The sequence below is a fragment of the Candidatus Paracaedibacter symbiosus genome (assembly GCF_000757605.1).
In the GTDB taxonomy this organism is placed as follows: Bacteria; Pseudomonadota; Alphaproteobacteria; order Paracaedibacterales; family Paracaedibacteraceae; genus Paracaedibacter_A; species Paracaedibacter_A symbiosus.
On sequence record NZ_JQAK01000001.1, the window covers coordinates 1,344,689 to 1,365,115 of the forward strand.

At 43.2% G+C, this 20,427-nt stretch carries 20 protein-coding genes; 7 read left to right on the forward strand and 13 right to left on the reverse strand.

The window, feature by feature from the left end; translation table 11 throughout:
* Positions 1 to 317: 317 nt before the first annotated feature.
* Complete coding sequence (locus tag IG80_RS0106130; protein ID WP_052046135.1) at positions 318 to 2,555, reverse strand: cytochrome c-type biogenesis CcmF C-terminal domain-containing protein; 2,238 nt, start codon at positions 2,553 to 2,555, stop codon at positions 318 to 320.
* Positions 2,556 to 2,660: 105 nt separating this feature from the next.
* Between IG80_RS0106130 and IG80_RS0106135 the strand changes: the two genes are divergently transcribed.
* Together IG80_RS0106135 and IG80_RS0106140 are read left to right on the forward strand one after the other, a co-directional pair.
* Positions 2,661 to 3,095 (forward strand): OsmC family peroxiredoxin, encoded by a 435-nt coding sequence (locus IG80_RS0106135; RefSeq protein WP_032112969.1) that lies wholly within the window; start codon positions 2,661 to 2,663, stop codon positions 3,093 to 3,095.
* Between the two features lie 39 nt (positions 3,096 to 3,134).
* On the forward strand, positions 3,135 to 3,602 hold the full coding sequence (locus IG80_RS0106140; RefSeq protein WP_032112970.1) for a hypothetical protein: 468 nt from the start codon (positions 3,135 to 3,137) through the stop codon (positions 3,600 to 3,602).
* Between the two features lie 218 nt (positions 3,603 to 3,820).
* Here IG80_RS0106140 and gyrA read toward each other — a convergent pair whose 3' ends face one another.
* The 6 genes from gyrA to IG80_RS0106170 form a co-directional block, all read right to left on the reverse strand.
* The gene (gene gyrA, locus IG80_RS0106145; RefSeq protein WP_032112971.1) at positions 3,821 to 6,559 is read right to left on the reverse strand and encodes a DNA gyrase subunit A; all 2,739 of its coding nucleotides are present in this window, start codon (positions 6,557 to 6,559) and stop codon (positions 3,821 to 3,823) included.
* Positions 6,560 to 6,592: 33 nt separating this feature from the next.
* Positions 6,593 to 7,066, reverse strand: coding sequence for a single-stranded DNA-binding protein (gene ssb, locus IG80_RS0106150; RefSeq protein WP_032113448.1), 474 nt, complete (start codon positions 7,064 to 7,066; stop codon positions 6,593 to 6,595).
* A 197-nt stretch (positions 7,067 to 7,263) separates the two neighbouring features.
* On the reverse strand, positions 7,264 to 7,875 hold the full coding sequence (locus IG80_RS0106155; RefSeq protein WP_032112972.1) for an ABC-type transport auxiliary lipoprotein family protein: 612 nt from the start codon (positions 7,873 to 7,875) through the stop codon (positions 7,264 to 7,266).
* Complete coding sequence (locus IG80_RS0106160) at positions 7,872 to 8,705, reverse strand: MlaD family protein (RefSeq protein ID WP_052046137.1); 834 nt, start codon at positions 8,703 to 8,705, stop codon at positions 7,872 to 7,874. Before IG80_RS0106160 ends, IG80_RS0106155 begins: the two co-directional genes overlap by 4 nt.
* A gap of 86 nt (positions 8,706 to 8,791) precedes the next feature.
* Positions 8,792 to 9,538 carry an ABC transporter ATP-binding protein gene (locus tag IG80_RS0106165; protein ID WP_032112973.1) on the reverse strand — a complete coding sequence of 249 codons (747 nt, stop codon included), beginning with the start codon at positions 9,536 to 9,538 and terminating at the stop codon, positions 8,792 to 8,794.
* A gap of 3 nt (positions 9,539 to 9,541) precedes the next feature.
* Positions 9,542 to 10,669: an MlaE family ABC transporter permease gene (locus tag IG80_RS0106170; RefSeq protein ID WP_156962068.1), complete on the reverse strand. Its 1,128-nt coding sequence runs from the start codon at positions 10,667 to 10,669 to the stop codon at positions 9,542 to 9,544.
* A gap of 106 nt (positions 10,670 to 10,775) precedes the next feature.
* Here IG80_RS0106170 and rpmE point away from each other — a divergent pair, with 106 nt between their 5' ends.
* Positions 10,776 to 11,012 carry a 50S ribosomal protein L31 gene (gene rpmE, locus IG80_RS0106175; protein ID WP_032112974.1) on the forward strand — a complete coding sequence of 79 codons (237 nt, stop codon included), beginning with the start codon at positions 10,776 to 10,778 and terminating at the stop codon, positions 11,010 to 11,012.
* A gap of 262 nt (positions 11,013 to 11,274) precedes the next feature.
* Here the strand turns inward: rpmE and IG80_RS0106180 are convergent, their stop codons facing one another.
* From IG80_RS0106180 to tsaD, 5 genes are read right to left on the reverse strand one after another with little or no spacing between them, the layout of a single operon-like run.
* Positions 11,275 to 12,699 (reverse strand): cryptochrome/photolyase family protein, encoded by a 1,425-nt coding sequence (locus IG80_RS0106180; RefSeq protein WP_032112975.1) that lies wholly within the window; start codon positions 12,697 to 12,699, stop codon positions 11,275 to 11,277.
* 21 nt (positions 12,700 to 12,720) lie between these two features.
* Complete coding sequence (gene ubiA, locus IG80_RS0106185; RefSeq protein ID WP_084756189.1) at positions 12,721 to 13,575, reverse strand: 4-hydroxybenzoate octaprenyltransferase; 855 nt, start codon at positions 13,573 to 13,575, stop codon at positions 12,721 to 12,723.
* The gene (locus tag IG80_RS0106190; RefSeq protein ID WP_032112977.1) at positions 13,572 to 13,988 is read right to left on the reverse strand and encodes an EVE domain-containing protein; all 417 of its coding nucleotides are present in this window, start codon (positions 13,986 to 13,988) and stop codon (positions 13,572 to 13,574) included. The genes ubiA and IG80_RS0106190 overlap by 4 nt, the downstream gene beginning before the upstream one ends.
* Before the next feature lies 1 nt (position 13,989).
* A complete protein-coding gene (locus IG80_RS0106195) occupies positions 13,990 to 14,985 on the reverse strand; it encodes an NAD(P)H-dependent glycerol-3-phosphate dehydrogenase (protein ID WP_032112978.1) in 996 nt (331 codons plus the stop codon).
* A 2-nt stretch (positions 14,986 to 14,987) separates the two neighbouring features.
* Positions 14,988 to 16,019: a tRNA (adenosine(37)-N6)-threonylcarbamoyltransferase complex transferase subunit TsaD gene (gene tsaD, locus IG80_RS0106200; RefSeq protein ID WP_032112979.1), complete on the reverse strand. Its 1,032-nt coding sequence runs from the start codon at positions 16,017 to 16,019 to the stop codon at positions 14,988 to 14,990.
* 165 nt (positions 16,020 to 16,184) lie between these two features.
* Here tsaD and IG80_RS0106205 point away from each other — a divergent pair, with 165 nt between their 5' ends.
* The 4 genes from IG80_RS0106205 (at position 16,185) to IG80_RS13215 (ending at position 19,505) form a co-directional block, all read left to right on the forward strand.
* The gene (locus IG80_RS0106205) at positions 16,185 to 16,637 is read left to right on the forward strand and encodes a DUF721 domain-containing protein (protein WP_052046140.1); all 453 of its coding nucleotides are present in this window, start codon (positions 16,185 to 16,187) and stop codon (positions 16,635 to 16,637) included.
* A gap of 241 nt (positions 16,638 to 16,878) precedes the next feature.
* The gene (locus tag IG80_RS0106210) at positions 16,879 to 17,763 is read left to right on the forward strand and encodes a LysR family transcriptional regulator (protein WP_032112980.1); all 885 of its coding nucleotides are present in this window, start codon (positions 16,879 to 16,881) and stop codon (positions 17,761 to 17,763) included.
* Between the two features lie 638 nt (positions 17,764 to 18,401).
* Entirely contained in the window at positions 18,402 to 19,112 is a 711-nt protein-coding gene (locus tag IG80_RS0106215; protein WP_032112981.1) for a hypothetical protein, read from the forward strand.
* Positions 19,113 to 19,136: 24 nt separating this feature from the next.
* Positions 19,137 to 19,505 carry a helix-turn-helix domain-containing protein gene (locus IG80_RS13215; RefSeq protein WP_052046141.1) on the forward strand — a complete coding sequence of 123 codons (369 nt, stop codon included), beginning with the start codon at positions 19,137 to 19,139 and terminating at the stop codon, positions 19,503 to 19,505.
* Between the two features lie 156 nt (positions 19,506 to 19,661).
* Here the strand turns inward: IG80_RS13215 and IG80_RS0106225 are convergent, their stop codons facing one another.
* Positions 19,662 to 20,387 (reverse strand): leucine-rich repeat domain-containing protein, encoded by a 726-nt coding sequence (locus IG80_RS0106225; RefSeq protein WP_032112982.1) that lies wholly within the window; start codon positions 20,385 to 20,387, stop codon positions 19,662 to 19,664.
* Between the last annotated feature and the right edge of the window lie 40 nt (positions 20,388 to 20,427).

Genomic DNA, 20,427 nt, shown 5'->3' on the forward strand with positions numbered 1-20,427 from the left:
TATAAAGTACATCGGCGTTACTATCTCTAGTGAATTTATCTATTTCAATTTTTAAGTGATTTATGTAATTACGAGAAGAGAAAGCTCATCTGTGACGGGAGAGATATGAGTGTGTCAGCGAGCTTTGTTCGGGAAGTGTGCTCTCAAATCTTGAATTTTCCCTTCGGTGGAGATTTTTGGATAGCTCGAGTTTCTTAACCTTTTTTCGGAACAAGGTGGCTTGGTTAAATGGAAAACCTGAATTTAGGTATACGAAAAGTCTGGCTCGTTGTCTGCAAGTCTTAATTCACTATACTTCCAAATAAACGTGTAGTTGATTATTTGGAAGGGGGAGAGTTGAGAAAATTATTATAACGCCGCCAGGCAATCAATCCACAAATCATAAAAATCAGCCATGGCATACCCCATAGCGCAGCATTACTAAGCTTAAAGGCAGGTTGGTATAAAATACGCTCCCCATGTCTCTCTATAAAGTAATCTAAAATTTCAGGATCACTGAGCCCTTGACCAATCAGTTGACGCACTTGGCTCCGCATCGTTTGCGCCTCTTCGGCCACAGAGTCATTAATATTTTGCCCGGCACAACTGGGACACAAAATCATTCGGCCCACATGCATAGCCCGCTTTTCAGCCACGGGATCAAGGATAAGCTCATGAGCTTCCATGGCCATGCTGGAGGCTTGCATTATCAGTAGCAAAAGCAACGATACAACGCCTCGATGGGTTGCAATCAACATGACGCCTGCTCCTGCAATCAAGATCATCCCCAACCATAAGAGATTAATATGGGGCTTGGAATAGAGGCGCAAACTCCAGATATCACCTTCATATTGCTCTCCCAAGGCCACATAAATATGACTTAAGAGACCCGAATAGATGGCTGTTTCGCCATGAATGATTCCTTGTGTCCAATAAAAGCGTTTTTCCGGCAAAAGCATTGCTATGACTTTATCGCTGCGGCTAAGGCTGAGCTTTGCTTGTTGAGCAACATAATTTGGCCCCTCAATGGCATTTATTTCATCAAGCTTAAGGGTCATTCCTGCTATTTGAAGCTTTTCGCCTATCTTGAGAGCTTTGACTTGTTCTTGCTCAGTGGCGGATGATAAGACCATCCCTAAAATCGCCACACCGATTCCCATATGTGCCAGCGACATTCCCATAAATCGCCAGGTTAGGTTCACCAGACGCAGGGATAATAAAGTACTGGTAATCACCCATAAGGCAACCCAGGAAAAGCCAATTTCTTTGATCGTCCTAATTTCACCAACGTGCCACAGCAAAATCACAAGAAAACCGCTGATCGTCAGGCTAGGAAGTGCTTTTCCCAAAGTGGTGGTCATATTGCCCTGTCCCCAGCCTACCCAAGGAATAAAAGGTAACAAACATAGAACCGGCAACACCATTGGTATAAAAGTCATTTGAAAGTAGGGGGCACCAACTGTTATCGGATATCCAATGGCAGAACTTAAGAGAGGGTAAAGTGTTCCAAAAACAAGGGTAAAGAGAGCGGCAAATGTCAATAAAATGGATGTGCGAACGAGAGCTGAGCGGTTTATAAAACCGGAAGTTGTAGGTAATGAGGGGGGAAATTTGCTGTAAACGAGGGCTACGGACCCACTCAAAACTGAGACGACTAATCCCAAGAGTAATAGACCGCGCTCTGGGTCAACGGCAAAACTGTGAACTGAAGTCAATAAACCCGATCGGACAAGCAACGTCCCTGCCAGACTTGACATAAATGTGAGAATCGACAATACGACGACTAGGCGAGTTGTTTGCTCTTGATGGGCGCCATAGAGCAACGCATGGAGCAATAAGAGCCCGAGAAGCCATGGTATTAGCGCTGTGTTTTCCACCGGATCCCAAAACCACCAGCCTCCCCAGCCAAGCTCATAATAGGCCCAAAAAGTTCCCAAACCTAAGCCAATAGACAACAGGGTCCAGGGAAGCAAAACCCTGGATCGCAATTGAGGTAACCAAATAGAGGCCGGTACTTGGTGAAAAATAACACTGATCACGTCAATAAAGACGACGACAAAGCCCACATAACCTGCATAAAGAAAGGGAGGATGAATGGCAAGCAATGGATCCTGGAGTAGAGGATTCAGATCACGTCCTTCTGCAGCAGGGATGGCGGCTGCTTCAAATGGGTCGCATACCAACAAAATAAAAGCAATGAACAGCAAGTTTAAGCAGCTGTGAAGGATAATTCGCGTTTGTTGGACCTCAGTCTCGAGTGCCTTACGTCTTAAAGAATCTAATCCAAATACTCCAAGCAACATCACCCACAGCAGCATCGATCCTTCGTGATTACCCCAGGTCCCCGCAATTTTGTAAAGCAATGGCTTTTGGGTATGGGAGTGGGAAAATACGTTTATCAGGGAAAAATCCGATGTGATATGAGCCTTGATTAACCATAAAAAAGCTGCCACCAAGCACACTATCTGTACGCTATAAAGTCTTTTAAGCGTTGTTATTTGAGCTGGAAGCAGCAATGGCAATAAAGCAGCCAAAGCTGCTAGATTGAGGAGGAATTGGCCAATATAAGGTGTCATTACAGCGAATTTTGAGATGAAAATATGAGCCAGTTTAACTGTTTTTCAACCTATTTTCTATATCTAATGTACTATCCTCATTGGTCATATTATAGGAGATTTATCATGGCAATTATCAGGCATTCCAATGCAAAGTGGCAAGGTGATGTTATGGCCGGTTCCGGGCATATTAGCTTTGGCAGTGGTGCATTTTCAGGTCCTTACAGCTTTAAAGATAGAACCGCGGATCAGTCAAGTGCTACTAATCCTGAAGAATTGATTGCAGCAGCCCATGCCGGCTGTTTTTCGATGGCAATTTCAGCAGCTTTGACCCAGGAAGGTTTTAAAAATATTGAGATTGCTACCACTGCTAAGGTTCATCTATCAAGGGATGAGACTGGTTTTACCATCTCTCAAATTAATCTGGAGACTCAAGTAAGCGCTGCTAATATTGGACAAGAAAAACTTCAGGAAATTGTTGAGTTTGCAAAGAAAAACTGCCCTGTTTCTAAGGCGTTGGCCGCCGTTCCTATCACTTTAAAGATCAATGGACACGGTTAACATATATATTGATGGGGTCATTATAGTGAGCGGTAGCATATGTTTTTAGTATTATTCTTTGTAGGTATATCTGTCTTGTCAGCACCTAGTCATTCCAGTGAAGAAATGACGTCAGTTGATGAATTAAAAATCCATTTTTTTGATACTGTTACTTATGAGTTTGTGCAGGACCCAGCAGTCTATAATCCGCCTGAAATGAAACTTACTGATCCCATTTATCTTGATAAGAGGGAAGAACCTTTTTTAAAATGTATACTTTCTGATGAAGATTTTAAAACGCAAGTCTGGTTTATACAGTACCACGATAATTATGCTGAGGCTTCTTATGTTTTGTATGAAAAATTGAAGGGAGCTGGCGCTTTTACTTTTGAAAATGTCAGGGAATTTTATTGGAGTATTATGGCAACGCCACGATCTGATATTACCAGTTTTGCGAAAAAAATATATGAACAGCTTAAAAATAGTAAAGTAATTTTCGGCTCAATTCGCGATACTGATTACCTTTAAAATTGCAGAGGTTTCATTGCGAGGATTAGCCTGGGCCGGGGCAAACTCCTCACGAACTGGCTAAGTGATTGCCACACCTTTTGGGAGCTTGCGATGTTGTCTCTTTTTTCGGCTTTGGGAGGCGTGAAGCGGCATCGCGGGCTTAGGAAAAAGATTAACCAATCTTTTTGAAAGAGAGTATTACCTTACTGTTGCCGCGCGCCTCTTTGCGAGGCGTATTATGCCTCATCTCCTTCTTCGCTCACACCCTCTTCGCCTATACCATCTTCACCCAGTTGATCCCCAGAAATATAACTCACGGCAACGACCTTTTCCTGATCAGTAATCCGGAAGATGGTTACCCCTTGAGTTCTTCTACCGGCAATGCGAATGTCATGAATTGGACACCGGATCAATTTGCCCCCGTCAGTTACCAACATAATCTGGTCATTTTCTTGAATGGGGAAGGAAGCAACAACGCCGCCATTACGCGCATTCACAATAATACTGTCGAAGCCAACACCGCCACGACCGGTTGTGCGATATTGATAGGCAGAACTGCGTTTACCAAAACCATTTTCAGTGACGGTTAAAATAAACTGCTCCGCGGTGGAAAGTTCTTCAAACCGTTCTGGCGATAATTGGATGTCCGAAGAAGTTGTTGTTTCTTCCAAATCATCGATCTCGCTGCTTTCCTCACCAAGAACGGTGCGCAGTTTGGCTGCTTGACGAAGGTACTGATCGCGTTCTTCCATGGTCATAATGGAACGTCCCAAAATCGTCATGGAAATGACGGCATCTCCCTGGGCAAGCTTAATTCCGCGAACGCCCGTGGAATCACGGCCAACGAAAACACGAACTTCATCCACGTTAAAGCGAATACATTTACCGTTACGGGTGGATAACATGACATCATCTGTTTCGCTGCAGGCGCGAACAGCAATCAATTTTTCCGCCTCATCCAGCTTCATCGCGATTTTACCGTTGGATTTAATGTTCAAGAAATCGCTGAGTTTGTTGCGACGAACATGGCCAAAGGAGGTGGAGAACATGACGTTCATGTTATCCCATTCAGAGGTATCTTCGGGCAAAACCAAAACCGTTGAAATAACTTCACCGCTGGATAAGGGCAGCAAGTTAATCATTGGACGACCCTTTGATTGAGGGCTTCCCAAGGGTAAACGATAGACTTTAAGTTGGTAAACCCGTCCAAAGTTGGTGAAGAATAAGACCGGACTATGAGTGCTGGCGACGAACACATCTTGAACGATATCTTCTTGTTTTGTCGACATACCTGAACGCCCTTTGCCACCGCGCTTTTGCGCCCGGTAGGTGGTAAGAGGCACACGTTTAATATATCCTTCCATGCTGACAGTGATAACCATTTCTTCGCGTTGAATTAAATCTTCAACATCCACGGAAGAATCGCCTTCTTCAATATCAGTGCGGCGTGGTGAACCGTAAAGTTCTTTTACCTGAACTAATTCTTGGCGCATTTCACCAAGCATTCGCTCCCGTGACCCTAAAATATCAAGCAGGTCAGCGATTTTCTCAGCCAGTTCATTCAAATCATTAGCGATTTTATCCCGTTCCAAACCTGTTAAGCGATGCAATCTAAGGTCAAGAATGGCCTGGGCCTGATCCTCTGTCAGCTGATAGGTGCCATCGTCTGTCATTTCGTTGCCAGGTTCATCAACAATCGCCAAAAGCGGCGCAACGGTGGATGCTCCCCAACGCTTTGAGAGCAATTGTTCTTTGGCAAGGAGTCGATCTGAAGCGGCACGAATCAAGGCTATGATCGGATCAATGTTAGCAACCGCAATGGCAAGACCGACAAAAAGGTGAGCCTTTTCCCGCGCTTTACGCAAATCATGACGCGTCCGGCTCAAAATAACTTCTTCACGGAATTCCAAAAACGCTGTTAATATCCTATGCAACGACAATTGTTCGGGACGCCCTTGGTGCAGAGCCAACATGTTGATCCCAAAGGACGTTTGTAACGATGTATAACGATAAAGCTGGTTTAAGACTACATCGGAATTGGCATCACGCTTTAACTCAATCACTACGCGAACACCATCGCGATCCGATTCATCCCGTAAATCTGAAATGCCTTCAACAATTTTCTCTTTAACGATTTCCGCAATTCGCTCAATTAAGCGCGCTTTGTTCACCTGGAACGGAATTTCATCAATGATGATAGCTTCACGGTCGTTGCGAATGGTTTCGATATGCGTTTTGCCACGGATGACAATCGAGCCACGACCACTCCGATAGGCCTCTAAAATACCAGCTCTCCCAACAATTGTCCCCCCTGTTGGAAAGTCAGGACCAGGCACTAGGTGCATTAATTCTTCTGTGGAAAGAGCCGGGTTGTCAATCAACGCGCAGCACGCATCAATCACTTCAGAAAGGTTGTGTGTTGGAATGTTTGTTGCCATCCCCACCGCAATCCCACTGCCCCCATTCACCAAAATATTGGGATACTTTGCCGGTAAAACCTTGGGTTCTTCTGTGGAATCATCATAGTTTGGCTGAAAATCAACCGTTTCACGGTCGATATCTTCCAATAAGTCGTGTGCTGCCCGGCTTAAACGCGCTTCCGTATAACGGGAGGCTGCGGGTGGATCGCCGTCCATAGACCCAAAGTTTCCTTGACCATCAATCAACGGCAACCGAAGGGAAAAGTTCTGCGCCATACGCACGAGGGCATCATAAATTGCCATGTCACCATGCGGATGGTATTTACCCATCACATCACCCACAGTACGGGCCGACTTACGGTAAGCTCGGTTATACTCGTTTCCTGCCTCTTTCATGGCGTACAAAATACGGCGATGCACAGGCTTTAAGCCATCACGAACATCAGGCAAAGCACGGGAAACGATCACGCTCATCGCATAGTCGAGGTATGAACGCTTCATTTCCTCTTCGATGGCGATCGGCTTAACATCAAAAGACTGCAGGGATGTGGTCATTAAAAGCACCTAACTCAAGAGTGGGTCATTAAATCAAAAAGGAATTTCATCGTTCAGGTCGTCAAATTTAGGTCCTGACGGCGACGATGAAAAAGGATCACTATTTGAACCGCCGAGCGGGCCCGTATCAAAATCGTTGGTACCACCGGTTTCACCTTTGCCATCAAGCAAGGTCATCTCACCACGATAACGGGCTAACGCGACTTCGGTCGTATAGCGTTCTTGGCCTTGCTGGTCAGTCCATTTGCGCGTTTGTAATTGACCTTCTAAATAAACTTTAGAGCCTTTACGCAAATATTTTTCCGCAATTTCACCTAAGCGATCGTTAAAGATCACCACGCGGTGCCATTCAGTGCGGTCTTTACGCTCACCCGTGTTTTTGTCTTTCCAAGATTCGCTTGTGGCAATCGACAAGCTTACAATTTTTGACCCGTCTTGACCAAAACGGACCTCAGGGTCACGTCCAAGATTACCAACGAGAATTACTTTATTAACAGATCCAGCCATCAACATACCATAACTTAAGAGTAGTATTATCTTTGTTATACGAAACTCTTGACCCAGATGCCATCGATTTTTCGCATTGCTTGTTGAATGCCACTCAAAATACTTAAAGAGAGGGAATTATGGCCCACAGAGGAGAGGTGACTTTTCTCTTTGAAGGACACTTATCATCGACTTCTCTTTTAAAAGTACCAAACGTCCTAGCGATGTACTGCCTCTCTTAACCAATTCAAAATTTTAGTCGTTGTTTCTAAGTTCGCTTGATTAAGCTTAGAGCTGATCTCTTCCAGTTTTTCTTCGTGTAAGGGAATAGATGTTTCAAGGGTAGTTTGCGCCAGTACTTGGCGATCACTTAACTGGATCAGTTGAACGTAATACTGCACAGTTGCTGTGGGTTGGGGATGTTGCACAACAAAGAATTTACGGACATTGGTTTTTAGCAATAAATCCGACACTACCCCTTCATTGGTGCGGCTAACAACAGTAAAAATTCTATTGTTTTGCAAAGAATAAGTAAGGGAGTCTTGGATCAATACACCAAGCCTATCACCCCACTCACAATCCGCATAATAGTCAATCTGATTGGCGGCTGGCACAACACCGACTCGTTGACTATCTATAGGCGGATAAATCACCGGCATATCCACCATAATCTTCTGTTTTGAAAAGTTTTTTTCAGATGTTCCAGCCACTGCCTCAAGGGTGAATCTTTTGGGGGATTCCCCCGGATTAGGAATAATTGAACAACCACTTAGCAATATAGCTAAAATAGCTGAAGAAGCCGGGATTATGGTCATCAATGATCTTTTCATTGGGCGCGAACTCCTTGTTTTGTATCATTATAGAGAAAGCGGGAAGGGCTGCGCTCAAGGGAGTCTCCAATGCGCTTGATTGTCGACATCGCTTCGCGCCCTTCATTCAAAAATTTGGCGAAAGAATCCAATCCATGGGTCGAAAAATCTTTAATCTCCCTTCGATTCTCTTTAACCATTTCTCTAAATTCTTTCATGGTCGCTTCAATAGAATTGGCTGATTTTTTGATGTCACTCAACACATTTTCTTTTTTCCCTTTTGGTGAAAGATAATTGGTAATATCCTCAACATTTTGGATGGTTTTTCTAAAAGAGTCGCGGTTTTCCTCTGAGAGGAAATCCTGCATCTGGCGAATTAATTGGGTCATATGTCCTAAGATTTCAGGGACAGACCCTGCCACCTCCTCGAACAGGGATGTTTTAGCAGGAATGACTGGGTACTTTTGGTCGGGCTTGGCTCGTAACACTGGACTATCATTGGTGCCGCCTTTTATCTGAATAAACGCAATACCGGTAAGCCCTTGAGTTTCAAGGGATGCCGTGACGTCTTCACGTAAGCTTACTTTTTGATCAACTGCAACGCGTACGCGAATAATTTCTAAATTGTCAGGTTTAATACTAATATCTTTGACCACGCCAATGGGCACACCTCGATATTGGACCGTGGCTCCATTTTTTAGCCCCGTGACACTCCCTCTAAAATAAATATCATAAATCTGGTAAGGCTCGCCCAAATTTGTTTTGCTAAGCCATACAAGGAAAATAATAATGGCCAAGAATCCCGCCAAGACAAACCCACCAACTAAAACATAATTTGCACGTGTTTCCATTGTTCTACCTTACCTAACTCTACGTTCGATGAAAGAAAGTTGAAAGAAGTTCATTTCCGGTTAAAAACATCTCAAAATCATCCTCATTAAATTTCCTTCACTGAACCCTGAAAATATCTCTCCCCACGGGTACCATGGAAATACTCTTTTATCCACGGATGATCCACAGCTGCTACTTCTGCGACAGTTCCTAGGATAATCTTGTGATCAACCAATACGGCAACGCGGTTACATATTTGCACAAGGCTATCTAAGTCGTGCGTTACCATTACCACTGTCATCGTTAATTGTTGCTGTAAACGTTTAATTAATTGATCAAATGAGGCCGCACTAATGGGATCAAGTCCCGAGGTAGGCTCATCCAGAAACAAAATTTCCGGATCCAATGCTAAAGCACGCGCCAACGCAACGCGTTTGATCATGCCGCCAGAAAGTTCCGCTGGATATTTGGTTGCTGTTTCCAAAGATAATCCCACCATTTCAAGCTTTAAGAGAGCGAGCTCTTGCATCAAGTTTGGCGATAATTTTGCCACCTCTTTAAGAGGTGCCATGATATTTTCTAATACCGTAAGGGATGAGATCAACGCCCCATACTGAAATAAGACGCCAATTTGGGTAGAGGGATAAGGGGGATCGGTATTGTAGATAATTTTGCCTGCTTGCGGTTTGTTAAGACCTATCATGTACTGAAGTAAGACGGATTTACCCGACCCAGAGCCGCCAACAATACCTAAAACCTCTTGGGGCATCACCTCCAAATTTAAATTGTTGTGTACCACTTGGTTGCCAAATTTGGTGGAGAGATTTTTGACTTGGATAATCGGTTTATCCATCTTTTAAATCCCCATCCTTGTATAAACAATGGACATCAGACCATCACAAATAATGACAAGGAAAATTGCCTCAACGACTGATCTTGTGGTCATTAAGCCAATGCTTTCAGCGCTGCCCTTAACTTGAAATCCGCGGAAACAACCAACAATTCCAATGATGATCGCAAATAAAGGGGCTTTACTCATCCCGACCCAAAAGGTTGAAACAGAGACTGCCTTTTGCAGTGCGTGCCAAAATTGCAAAGCCCCCACATCAATTAATAGAGAAGTTAAGATCATGCCTCCCAAACAGCCGGTGAGCATAGAAAACATCACCAAAATGGGGAGCGCTAATAGTAACGCTAATACGCGGGGAACGACCAATACAATGATCGGATTTAGTCCCAAGACGCGGATGGCATCAATTTCTTGATTCAATGACATGGTGCCAATTTCAGCAGTAAAAGAACTACCAGACCGTCCAGCAACGACAATAGATGTTAATAGGACTGAAATTTCACGCAGCAATGCAATCCCTAAAAAATCGATGCTGTAAATAGAGGCGCCAAATTTATCCAGCTGAATAATTCCCTGATAGGCCAACACAGCGCCAATTAAAAAGGAAATCAGACCGATAATGGGTAATGCCTGAAATCCAACCACTTGAAGGTGATGTGTGATGGAGATCCAGCGCAAACACTTGATATGGTGAAAACTGCGATAGAGGGTGACCAAAACCTCGCCTAAAAATTCGGTAAGCTGCCGCCCATTTTTTCCCATCTCAAGGGTTTGTTTGCCCAATTTTTCTAAAAACTGCATCCAGCCCGGAGGCGCAGGTTCTGTTTTTATGGTTAAGTCTTTATCAATCAGGTCGTCTATGTAGCCGGGGTGGTTTTCAGTAGTATAAACGATGTTGTGGTTTTTAAGCGCCCGGAGGAATTTGGCAATAAGCCAGCAACCTGCCGTATCTGCTTTAAAATTTTTACTAAATTCCATATGAATTTTTTGGTAAGAGTCTAAATGAAGGGACTCTAATGCCAGTTTGGATTCGACCTTGCTAAGATTGCGCGTCACCCATCGTCCGGACAAAACAAGATGTATAATTTCTTGGTTTTTCACGATATCCACGTCTGGCAATGATGAATTTGTCACTTGCAATTCAAAACCTTAATAAAATCAGTCAGATCTATAAAAATTATTGCATAATTAGCTGCTATAGGCTATAGATCTAAGCAAGATTTTTTTGAAAGTATTGACCATGAAGAAAGACATTCATCCCCAGTATCATGAAATTACTGTCACTATGACGGACGGTACAAAGTTTCAAACGCGCTCCACATGGGGTAAACCAGGTGACACATTGCAACTGGATGTTGATCCAAAATCTCATCCAGCATGGACCGGTGCAACCCACCGTTTGCTTGACACAGCTGGTCAAATCAGCAAATTTAACAAGCGCTTTTCTAACTTTGGATCCAAAGCTGAAGAGCAATAAGAAAGGGGCTTTTAAGTCCCTTTTTTTACGTCTTATTCCTTGCCTTAATCTTCTTCTGAAAATATTTCTTTCCATTTTAAATTTTTCTTAACTTCTTATTAAACTTATAAAAAAACTCATCGCAGAAGTTAATAAAAAATCTAGCGACAGAATTCAATTCCCTCTGACTCATACTTTTTTTCAAGAATTTCACGGCCAAAATCGATTAAGTGAATTATAATGGCTAGATAGTTGCTTATCAAAGTTAAAACCATCTTTATTCTTACCCTTTTGGCAATCCGTGAAAAATGGCGAGGGCGCGATGACGTGCTTTATCATGATCAATGATGGGTTTTGGATAAGTTATCCCTAACTGGACATTCGCCACACTCAAACGGGCTGTAGAAGCTTGCCAGGGCTTATGGATTAGCTCGTTGGGCAGGTCTTTGAGTTCTGGGATCCATTTGCGGACATACTCACCATTGGGATCAAATTTTTCTCCCTGTAAAATAGGATTAAAAATCCGGAAATAAGGTGCTGCGTCAGCACCACATCCTGAAACCCACTGCCAACTGGCACTATTGTTGGCGATATCCGCATCAACCAAAGTATCCCAAAACCAGGCCGCCCCCTGTTGCCAGGAAAGGAGTAAATCTTTGACTAAAAACGAGGCTACAATCATTCGGACACGGTTGTGCATCCAGCCCGTGTGCCACAATTCACGCATCCCCGCATCAACGATAGGATAGCCAGTTAATCCTTTTGTCCAGAGATGGAACAAATTCTCATCCTTTGCCCATGGAAAGTTCTTAAACTGTGACTTAAGGGGGGCCGTGGGTAAATCGGGGAAATGAAAGAGGAGATGATAAGAAAACTCCCGCCAACCTATCTCTGACAGCAGCGCCTGGCCTCCTCGCGCAGTTATTGAATTGTTGTGCATCATCCGTCGTGTTTCATAATAGATGACTCGCGGACTGATCTCCCCCCAGGCAAGAGAGGGTGACAGACGCGAGGTGGCTGTCAAATCCGGCCGATTGCGGTCCTCCTTATAGTCTGCCACTAACTCATCTAAGAAATTCTCCAGGCGCGCAAGAGCAGCGGCTTCACCAGGCTGCCAAGTGTCCTTTAGTCCCCCAGACCAATCTGGCTTAGTGGGGAGCAAATTCCAGCTTTCTAGAGGGTCAGAAGCTATCTCAACGCTGGTGAGTTGATCCGGTGCAGCCAGAGGAATAGGGGGGGTGGGTTGTTCTAAACAGTGGTTCCAAAAACGAGTAAAGACTTGATAGGGTTTGCCTTGTTTATTTTTAATCGTCCAAGGCTCAAACAAGAGGTGACTGTTGAAAGACTCACACCTGACACCTGCTGCGCCTAGACTCGTTTTGATTTCTGTATCTATCGCAATACCCGCCGAATCATAGCGGCGATTCCACATCACCTTATCGGCATCTGTTGCGGTAACCAATTGGGGCAGAATCGTTTTTGCAGCACCTTTTCTTAAAACAAGAGTCGCTCCTTTCTTTTGAAGCGACTGCGCCAATGCATCCAGGCTGTGATGTAGCCACCAGCGCGAGGCGCCCCCTATGTTTAAAGTATCATCTAAAATATAAAGAAAAATGATAGGCTGGTTGCTGTTGATAGCAGCGATGAGCGCCGGATTATCATGTAATCGTAAATCCTGACGTAACCATAAAATCACTAGTTTTGTCATGATTTTTCCCTCTTTTTTTAATTATACCATCAAAGCTAAAAAAACAGAGCTTCCCAACCATTGGTTGGCAATAAAAAAGTCGCGACACGCTGCCACATCCTCTAGATCCAGCCACCAGAGATGGTATCCTAACCAACCATAGGCAAGACTAATCAATGCAAAAGATGCCAGTGACATTGACTGAAGAATGAACGCCACCAGCATCAACGTGGCGGATGTTCCATAAATGGCCAGCGTAATTTGTCGCGTCCTTGACCCAAACAGAACAGCAGTGGAACGCACACCAAGCCTAATATCATCCACTCTATCTTGGACTGCATAAATTGTATCATAGCCCACCGTCCATAAAATGGCAGCGCCATAAATCAAGGCAACGGGTAGATTGTAAAGACTCGTTAAATCACCTGTCACCGCGACAATACCCACCAAAAATCCAATATTGAACGCAAAACCAAGACAAACTTGGGGCAAGTTTGTTAGACGCTTCATGGCGGGATAGATCAATAAAAGCAATAGCCCAATGAGTCCAATTAACCAACAAGGAGGAGGTAACTGAAGCAGAATGACCAGGCCAGCTAAACACAAAACAAGGAACAGCATGATCGCGGGGCGACGCTCTACAGTACCTGCTGCTAAGGGCCTGGTTTTGGTGCGGGCGACTTCTTTATCAAACTTTTGGTCAAATAAATCGTTCAAGATACAACCAGCTGAGCGCATAATCAGCGCGCCTAGGAAAAGCAAGATGAGAAGTGTTGGTGAAAATTGACTTTTCTGGATATAGACGACTCCCCACCAACAAGGAAATAATAATAAAATCGTCCCAATTGGCTTATCAAAGCGCGTCAATAAAAAATAAGGCCTTAACGTGTCAATCATGAGATGGAAACCCCTCCATATTGACAAATAATCTCCCAAGACTGAGGATCGATGGGCACCACGGAAAGGCGAGACTGCTTGACAATTGCCAGGTGCTTCAGGCGTGGATCCGCTTTGATTATCTCAAGGATAACCGGCGTTTTGAAAGGACAGACATATTTCACATCCACCATGCCAAATCGCCCTGTTGGATCTGTATGATCAGGGTAATATTCTTTGATAACTTCTACAATTCCAACAATTCGACGTTCGTTGACAGAATGATAAAAGAAACAAAGATCACCCACTTTCATGGTTTTCATATTGTTAGAAGCCTGATAATTTCGCACGCCATCCCATGCGGTTACTCCTTTTGTTGTCTGATCTTCCCAAGACCAGGTGGAGGGTTCAGTTTTTAGCAACCAGTAAGCCATGTTAAATCTCCAAATTTGATTGATGTGAAAGAAGGGCGTCGATGATTTCTTGCAGAGGTTTTGCCGTATAAAGCAAATCATATACATTTTGACAAATTGGCATACGCACCTGATGCTGCTCGGCAATACTTTTTAAGACCTCAGCAGTGGCAGAACCTTCGACGACTTTTCCAGCCATGGCTGCCATGGCGGTCTCGCGTGACAATGTTTCTCCCCAAATTTTACCAAAACAGAAGTTACGAGAGAGCTCAGAGGTGCCGGTCAAAATTAAATCGCCCACACCTGCCAGCCCCAAAAAGGTTTCTTGTTTTGCCCCCATTGCCAAACCCAAACGGCACATTTCTGCAAGGCCGCGGGAGAGGAGGGCTGCCCTGGTATTATTGCCAAAAGCTTTGCCATAGACTATGCCAGAGGCGATGGCAATAACGTTTTTAACAGCCCCAGCAATTTGAACACCAACCAGGTCCTCTGAGGCATAGCAACGAAAATTAGCGTGACGCAACGGTTGACTTAACGCGATGGCGTCCTCGAGAGACTCAGCTGCCAACATCACGGCGGTAGGTTGGTTCTGGGCAATCTCGATGGCAAAGGAGGGGCCGGACAGCATGGCAATTGGATTGCTTACCTGCTGTTTGGCAACATCTGAGAGCAACATTTGGTGTTGTCGGTCAATTCCTTTGGCACAAAGAATGAGCGGCGTCATCGGGTTAAGATATGGTTTTAAATCCGCTAAGACGGTGAACAAAGATTGCGCTGGTGTGGCCAAGAGTATCAGATCACTGGAGGTGAGATTCTTCAGATCATGGGAAATCTTCAAAGACTCAGGGAAAGTGATTCCCGGCAGATATCGCTCATTCCGTCGATCGGCATTAAGAATCGCAGCTGTTACAGGCGACCGAGTGAGAAGAGCGACGTCCTGACCCGCACGCACACAAGAAATCGCTAACGCGGTGCCAAAGGCGCCAGATCCATAGACGGCAATTTTTTTAAGGGTCATTTTTAATAACTTTCCAGCTCATTCATCTCTGTAAGCGGCCATCGAGGTCGGGGGGCAAAGTCAAGCTTAGACACATACCCAGCCTTCAATCTTTCTGCCCCCGCCCAGGCAATCATCACAGCATTATCTGTGCATAATTTTGCCGGTGGAACAACTAATCTTTTTTGATAGAGAGTAGCGACTGCCTCTAATTTCTGGCGCAAGTATTGGTTGGCGGCAACGCCACCTGCAATAACCAAGTCTTTCACTCCTGTCCCATGAAGGTCGAGACAATTTTGCAAGCGATTGCCTAAAGTGTCAGCAATGGTTTGTTGAAAGCTCGCGGCAATGTCAGCGCGATCTTGCGGATTTTGGAGCGTTTGGTTTTCAATAAGCTGCCTAACCGCCGTCTTTAATCCCGAAAAGGACAGATCGCAACCGGGTTTACCTTTCAAGGGCTTGGGCAAAACAAAACGATTGGGATCGCCTTGGCGAGCCAGCTTTTCAATTTCGGGACCACCCGGGTAATCAAGCTCTAGTAACTGAGCAATTTTATCAAAAGATTCTCCCACTGCATCATCAATTGTTTGCCCTAAGACCTCATAGTGGCCTAAGTTTTTTGCTAAAATAAATTGGCAGTGTCCTCCGGAAATAAGCAATAAAATAAAGGGGAAAGGCACGTCATCGGTGAGCCTCGCCGTAAGGGCATGCCCTTCCAGATGATTGATGGCAATAAAGGGCTTTTCATGCACGGCAGCCATGGCTTTTGCGGCCATCACACCAACCATAACACCCCCGATCAGGCCAGGTCCTGCCGTGACGGCAATCGCATCAATTTCTTCTAAGGTGACATTTGCCTGGGTCAGCGCTTGGGTGATCACCGGTTCAAGGTAGACCAAGTGGCTGCGCGCAGCAATTTCAGGGACAACCCCCCCATAGGGCAGATGCTCTTGCATTTGCGAATGCACAATATTGGATAAAATCGTTTTATCGCTGCGCACAACAGCAGCGGCTGTTTCATCACAGCTTGTTTCAATGCCAAGAATTATACTCATGATATCCGAAAATGTGGATTTTTACCGCTAAACTATACTAAATTAACGTATAGAGTACCAGGGCAACAAATCAAGTATTTTCCCGAAGCCTGGTGCCGCTAACTTCCTCAAAATCATCTTTGAGTGAATGAGGGGCGAGAGAACCTAGCTCCATGAAGGAATCAAATGAAGAACTTTAATAATATCCTAAAGAAAGTCGCAACTCCGATCTGCCAAAGGTATGGATTTGTCGCGGCAACCTTGTTGATGGACTGGCATTTGATTGTGGGGGAAAAGTTTGCAGTAATTTGTCAGCCTGAAAAAATTCTATTTCCGAGCCATAAAAAAAGTAATGGGCTTTTATACGTGGCAACCTCAAGTGCTTTTGCGCCGGAATTGTCGTATTTGGAACCCATGATCGTTGATAAGGTCAATAAATATTTTGGCTATAAAGCTGTCGAACGATTGGTTATTCGGCATAAAAAGATGCCAGCGCCGCGAAAAAACCAACAGCCAGTTAAACAGGTCTGTGACGCCGATCGTGTGCGCATTGAACAGCAGATTGAAGGTATTGAAAGCCCAGAGTTGAAAGAAGCGTTACGTAAGTTGGGGTTAGGAATATATACGCATCATGAGTGAAACTTAACCTTAAGCGCCGACACTTCCCGAAGGCCAAGGCCTTAATGAAAGTATTTATCGCCAGCCCCCTTTCATAATCCTTAAGGGGCAGGGATGTTAAGTATGTCGACGTTTGACGCGTCGCTCTCCTCCTCGTAAGGACCTTATACTGGAGTAGGAAAGAGATTGATCTCTCTGGCAAAAATAAACGAAAAATTAAAAAAGTTGCTTTAACCTGAGATAAAAGCAGGAGAATAAAACTATGGACTTAGAGCTCCTTAAAAAATTTTATATGGTGGCGGAAGAAGGCAGTATAACGCAAGCCGCTCAACGCATTCATATGACCCAACCGGCTTTAAGTCGAGCAATCAACTATTTTGAATATCGCCTGAAAACCAAACTTTTTATCCGAACACACCGCGGTATGGAATTAACGTCCCAAGGGGAACGTCTATATAGCTTTGCAAAGAAAATGATCCAAGAAGCGGATAGTTTTGAAAAAGCTTTCCATGAGAAAATAGATGAGGTGGAAGGAGAATTGATAATTACGACAACACCTTATTTTGGCGCTACATGGTTACTTCCAAAATTAAAAAAGTTTGTGGACGATTACCCTAATATAAGAGTTAAACTTAAATTTAGAGAAAACAAAGATATTATAATAGAGGAGGCAGATATCGCAATAGCAACTCCATCTCTTAATAATTCCCATCTTATTCAAAAATATCTTTTTACATCGAATATCAGTTTGTTTGCTAGTGAAGAATACCTTCAGCAATTTGGGGTGCCGCAAACAGTAGAAGATTTAGATCATCACCAATTAATTACCTATGGGGGCAATATCTATAATCCCTATGGTAGCAACTCTAGTTGGGTTCTTAGGTTGGGGAAAAAGCTAGAGGAACCTGCGAGAGAATCTTTTTTGGAAGTGGATTCCCTTCACGGATTAATCAACAGTGCACTTGAGGGCTTTGGTATCATAGAAGCGCCTAATGACCCATCTGTTTTAAATTCTGGCCTTGTTGAAGTCTTACCGACTGAACGCGGACCAGAATTTCAAGTACATTACATTTTCTCAAACACAAGAAAAAACTCTGTAAAAATCAATTTATTATTTGAGTATCTGAACGCAATAGAAACAGAGTAATTGACAAGTGCTTTATCTTATCTGTTTTTTACAGACTGATACGCAATAACATGGATGAGCCTGGGTGTTTTCTAGTTTTACTTGTTGCATAATATTTTTCCTTATTCTTATTTTTTGTTAACTATACATTCAATTTGCTAAACTTTCTTCAACCTTAAGTCAATTCTGTTTTTAAAAATCTTCAGGTGAAAAAGTAGATTATTATTCCACCCTTAATTGAATATGCCCACTCCAAAGCGGTCTATTGCTATCCTAAGGATCTTGAAAAGATTATGATAATTCCTTTTTTCAAGAGATTGCGACCGACACGGTAACTTTCTAGGGAGGAAAAGGGAAGATTTTATCAAAGCTTATCTGTTAAATTATTATGGCTTCATACCAAAATTGCATACCTCCCGTCCGCCGATAAAAAACTTTCTAAATTCTCACGAAAAAAATTTTATTGTTATTTTTTACCCTGTTTTTCCTCTAAAATAAATCGGTTAAAATTTTTTCTCCCCAGTTTCATAAAATTTTTCTCCACGAAAATCGGCTATGCAAATTTGATATGGGGACTAAAACTTTTAAAGGGGTACAGGCAATAAAAAAACTCTCTTATATATCCTGGGAACGCAAAAAATAAAGGGAAATATATACTTATGGTTTATTCAGACACTCTACAACAGAAAATATCTCTTTCTTATGGAAACCATCTTGTTCACGAGTTAAAAGCCTATCTTACGTCAATTCAGGACAATGGATTGGTGTTTTCTTACTCCTTAAAGAGTACCTTTTCTGCGCAAGGAATGGACCTGGTTTTAGAGCAAAAGGAAACTAACTTTACTTTGTCTATGAATTGGCAAGAAGAAGGGGAGCAGCTTTTGGTGACACGCTTTACCATTAATGATAACAAGCAATTAGAAAGCTTGAGCAGTGCGTTGTATGAGGTAGCTGGCATTGAAATTGTTCTTCAAGCTGTGGATTTATTGTTCTTTTTAGCTGAATACCAAGACCTGGGCACAGCTCGTTTTGTGTTAGAAAAAGCCGAGTCAGAGCATCTTACCGCTTTTGATGGTTTCTTTGAGTCTTTTTCCTCTCAAAGGGTTATGGGAGATAAGCACGTCACGCTTACCCTGCCAACGACGCTGGATGCTTATGACCTCTTTGTGGTGAAAACGGAAAACCTCAAAGACAGGATCCGTCAACAGCTGTGGCAAGAACAAAGGGACGATTGTTATTTGAGACGCTACCTGCAAAGTCATAAAAAAGGAGAATCTTTGCGCCTGAAAGATCTTACCCCTGAGGAAGCAAAACCCTTTCCTTCCATGGGACAAGTGCTTGTTTTTCCTAAATTTTCTAACACTCTTTAAAAACGAATCAGGGAAAGAACAAACATGGAAACCGCTTATACAGGTCTGAAAAAAAGATTGTTTCGCATAGAAAAACATATTGGGACGAAGCTCAGAGAACGACGCCTGCAGCTTCACTTAAGCCAACATGGTGTGGCGCATCAGCTGAGTGTGTCTGGCCAGCAAATTCATAAGTATGAGAAAGGAATTGATCGTATTCCCGCCAGCCGACTGTATGAATTATCCAAGATTTTGGGGGTACCTCTTGGTTATTTTTACGATGGTTTAGAGGGAGACGGCTCCTCTTCCCAAGGCCAAGAATTGGTGGTCACCTGCGCGAATCTCAAAGACAAAAAGGTCAGAATAGAGTTCTTAAATCTCGATGTTATCCTCTCAGATGCTGAGATTTTGTAGGAAAGGGAGCATTATAAATACTGCTTTTTCTTTTGCGAGAGCAACCCATTGGTTACATGGCGCGGCCTTCTCGTAAAAAAAGGGCGAGTGGTCTTAAGCGTCGGTAAATCCTGAATGCCCAAGGCCACCACAAAAGAATTTATCTTGAACTCCTTTTTAAAATTTTTGTAATGGTGCCGTATTAGGCATATTAGCCATCTTAGACTCTAATTCTTGATAGGCACGGAGATTAGGTCTGACGCCGGGACCAGGGAAGAATTTTACCTTCATTTTTTCGCGCAGTTTGTCATACATGTCATAGGAAATTTTGGTATGTTCTATAATTAATTCTTTCAGTTTTGTGTGTTTTCGAAAACGTGTGATACCCGTATCTGTAATATCATCGTTTAAAGAAAGGTCTAAAAAAATGAGATGAGGCAGATAAGAAAGGCATTCAGTGCCTACATCAGAAATTTTATTTCCCGATAAATTGAGTTCTTCTAATTCAGTCAGCTTTACAATTGGGTATACACCTTCATCTGTAATACAATTTCCTGAAAGAGATAATTTTTTCAAGAATTTGAAGTTGTGGATCTCCTTAATATGGGCATCTGTCAAGCCACCTCCTCCGATTGATAAGATTATTAAAGATTGAAAATTAATGACATCGGGAGAAATGATAATACGCCTATTAAGGAAGGATTTGTTAGTTTTATCTTTATGATAAACGTTGACTAGATAGATTTCTTTAGACGGCTCTTGGAGCGATTCTATATCTTTTTCGAAGAGCTCCCCCTTGAGTACCAATGGTGGTTTCTGATCTTCAAGCTCTTTCAATTCCATCGCTGAGACAGGAATGGGAATGCAGAATAAAAAAAATAAGAAAAGTTTAATTTTTTGCATTAATTTAAATCCATTTTATAAATTTTTTTAATGATATCTT

What these genes read in the sequence shown, in the direction of transcription:
- IG80_RS0106130 (WP_052046135.1), bottom strand. Translation starts at nt 2,555, where the DNA reads ATGACACCTTATATTGGCCAATTCCTCCTCAATCTAGCAGCTTTGGCT.
- IG80_RS0106135 (WP_032112969.1), top strand. Translation starts at nt 2,661, where the DNA reads ATGGCAATTATCAGGCATTCCAATGCAAAGTGGCAAGGTGATGTTATG.
- IG80_RS0106140 (WP_032112970.1), top strand. Translation starts at nt 3,135, where the DNA reads ATGTTTTTAGTATTATTCTTTGTAGGTATATCTGTCTTGTCAGCACCT.
- gyrA (WP_032112971.1), bottom strand. Translation starts at nt 6,559, where the DNA reads ATGACCACATCCCTGCAGTCTTTTGATGTTAAGCCGATCGCCATCGAA.
- ssb (WP_032113448.1), bottom strand. Translation starts at nt 7,066, where the DNA reads ATGGCTGGATCTGTTAATAAAGTAATTCTCGTTGGTAATCTTGGACGT.
- IG80_RS0106155 (WP_032112972.1), bottom strand. Translation starts at nt 7,875, where the DNA reads ATGAAAAGATCATTGATGACCATAATCCCGGCTTCTTCAGCTATTTTA.
- IG80_RS0106160 (WP_052046137.1), bottom strand. Translation starts at nt 8,705, where the DNA reads ATGGAAACACGTGCAAATTATGTTTTAGTTGGTGGGTTTGTCTTGGCG.
- IG80_RS0106165 (WP_032112973.1), bottom strand. Translation starts at nt 9,538, where the DNA reads ATGGATAAACCGATTATCCAAGTCAAAAATCTCTCCACCAAATTTGGC.
- rpmE (WP_032112974.1), top strand. Translation starts at nt 10,776, where the DNA reads ATGAAGAAAGACATTCATCCCCAGTATCATGAAATTACTGTCACTATG.
- IG80_RS0106180 (WP_032112975.1), bottom strand. Translation starts at nt 12,699, where the DNA reads ATGACAAAACTAGTGATTTTATGGTTACGTCAGGATTTACGATTACAT.
- ubiA (WP_084756189.1), bottom strand. Translation starts at nt 13,575, where the DNA reads ATGATTGACACGTTAAGGCCTTATTTTTTATTGACGCGCTTTGATAAG.
- IG80_RS0106190 (WP_032112977.1), bottom strand. Translation starts at nt 13,988, where the DNA reads ATGGCTTACTGGTTGCTAAAAACTGAACCCTCCACCTGGTCTTGGGAA.
- IG80_RS0106195 (WP_032112978.1), bottom strand. Translation starts at nt 14,985, where the DNA reads ATGACCCTTAAAAAAATTGCCGTCTATGGATCTGGCGCCTTTGGCACC.
- tsaD (WP_032112979.1), bottom strand. Translation starts at nt 16,019, where the DNA reads ATGAGTATAATTCTTGGCATTGAAACAAGCTGTGATGAAACAGCCGCT.
- IG80_RS0106205 (WP_052046140.1), top strand. Translation starts at nt 16,185, where the DNA reads ATGAAGAACTTTAATAATATCCTAAAGAAAGTCGCAACTCCGATCTGC.
- IG80_RS0106210 (WP_032112980.1), top strand. Translation starts at nt 16,879, where the DNA reads ATGGACTTAGAGCTCCTTAAAAAATTTTATATGGTGGCGGAAGAAGGC.
- IG80_RS0106215 (WP_032112981.1), top strand. Translation starts at nt 18,402, where the DNA reads ATGGTTTATTCAGACACTCTACAACAGAAAATATCTCTTTCTTATGGA.
- IG80_RS13215 (WP_052046141.1), top strand. Translation starts at nt 19,137, where the DNA reads ATGGAAACCGCTTATACAGGTCTGAAAAAAAGATTGTTTCGCATAGAA.
- IG80_RS0106225 (WP_032112982.1), bottom strand. Translation starts at nt 20,387, where the DNA reads ATGCAAAAAATTAAACTTTTCTTATTTTTTTTATTCTGCATTCCCATT.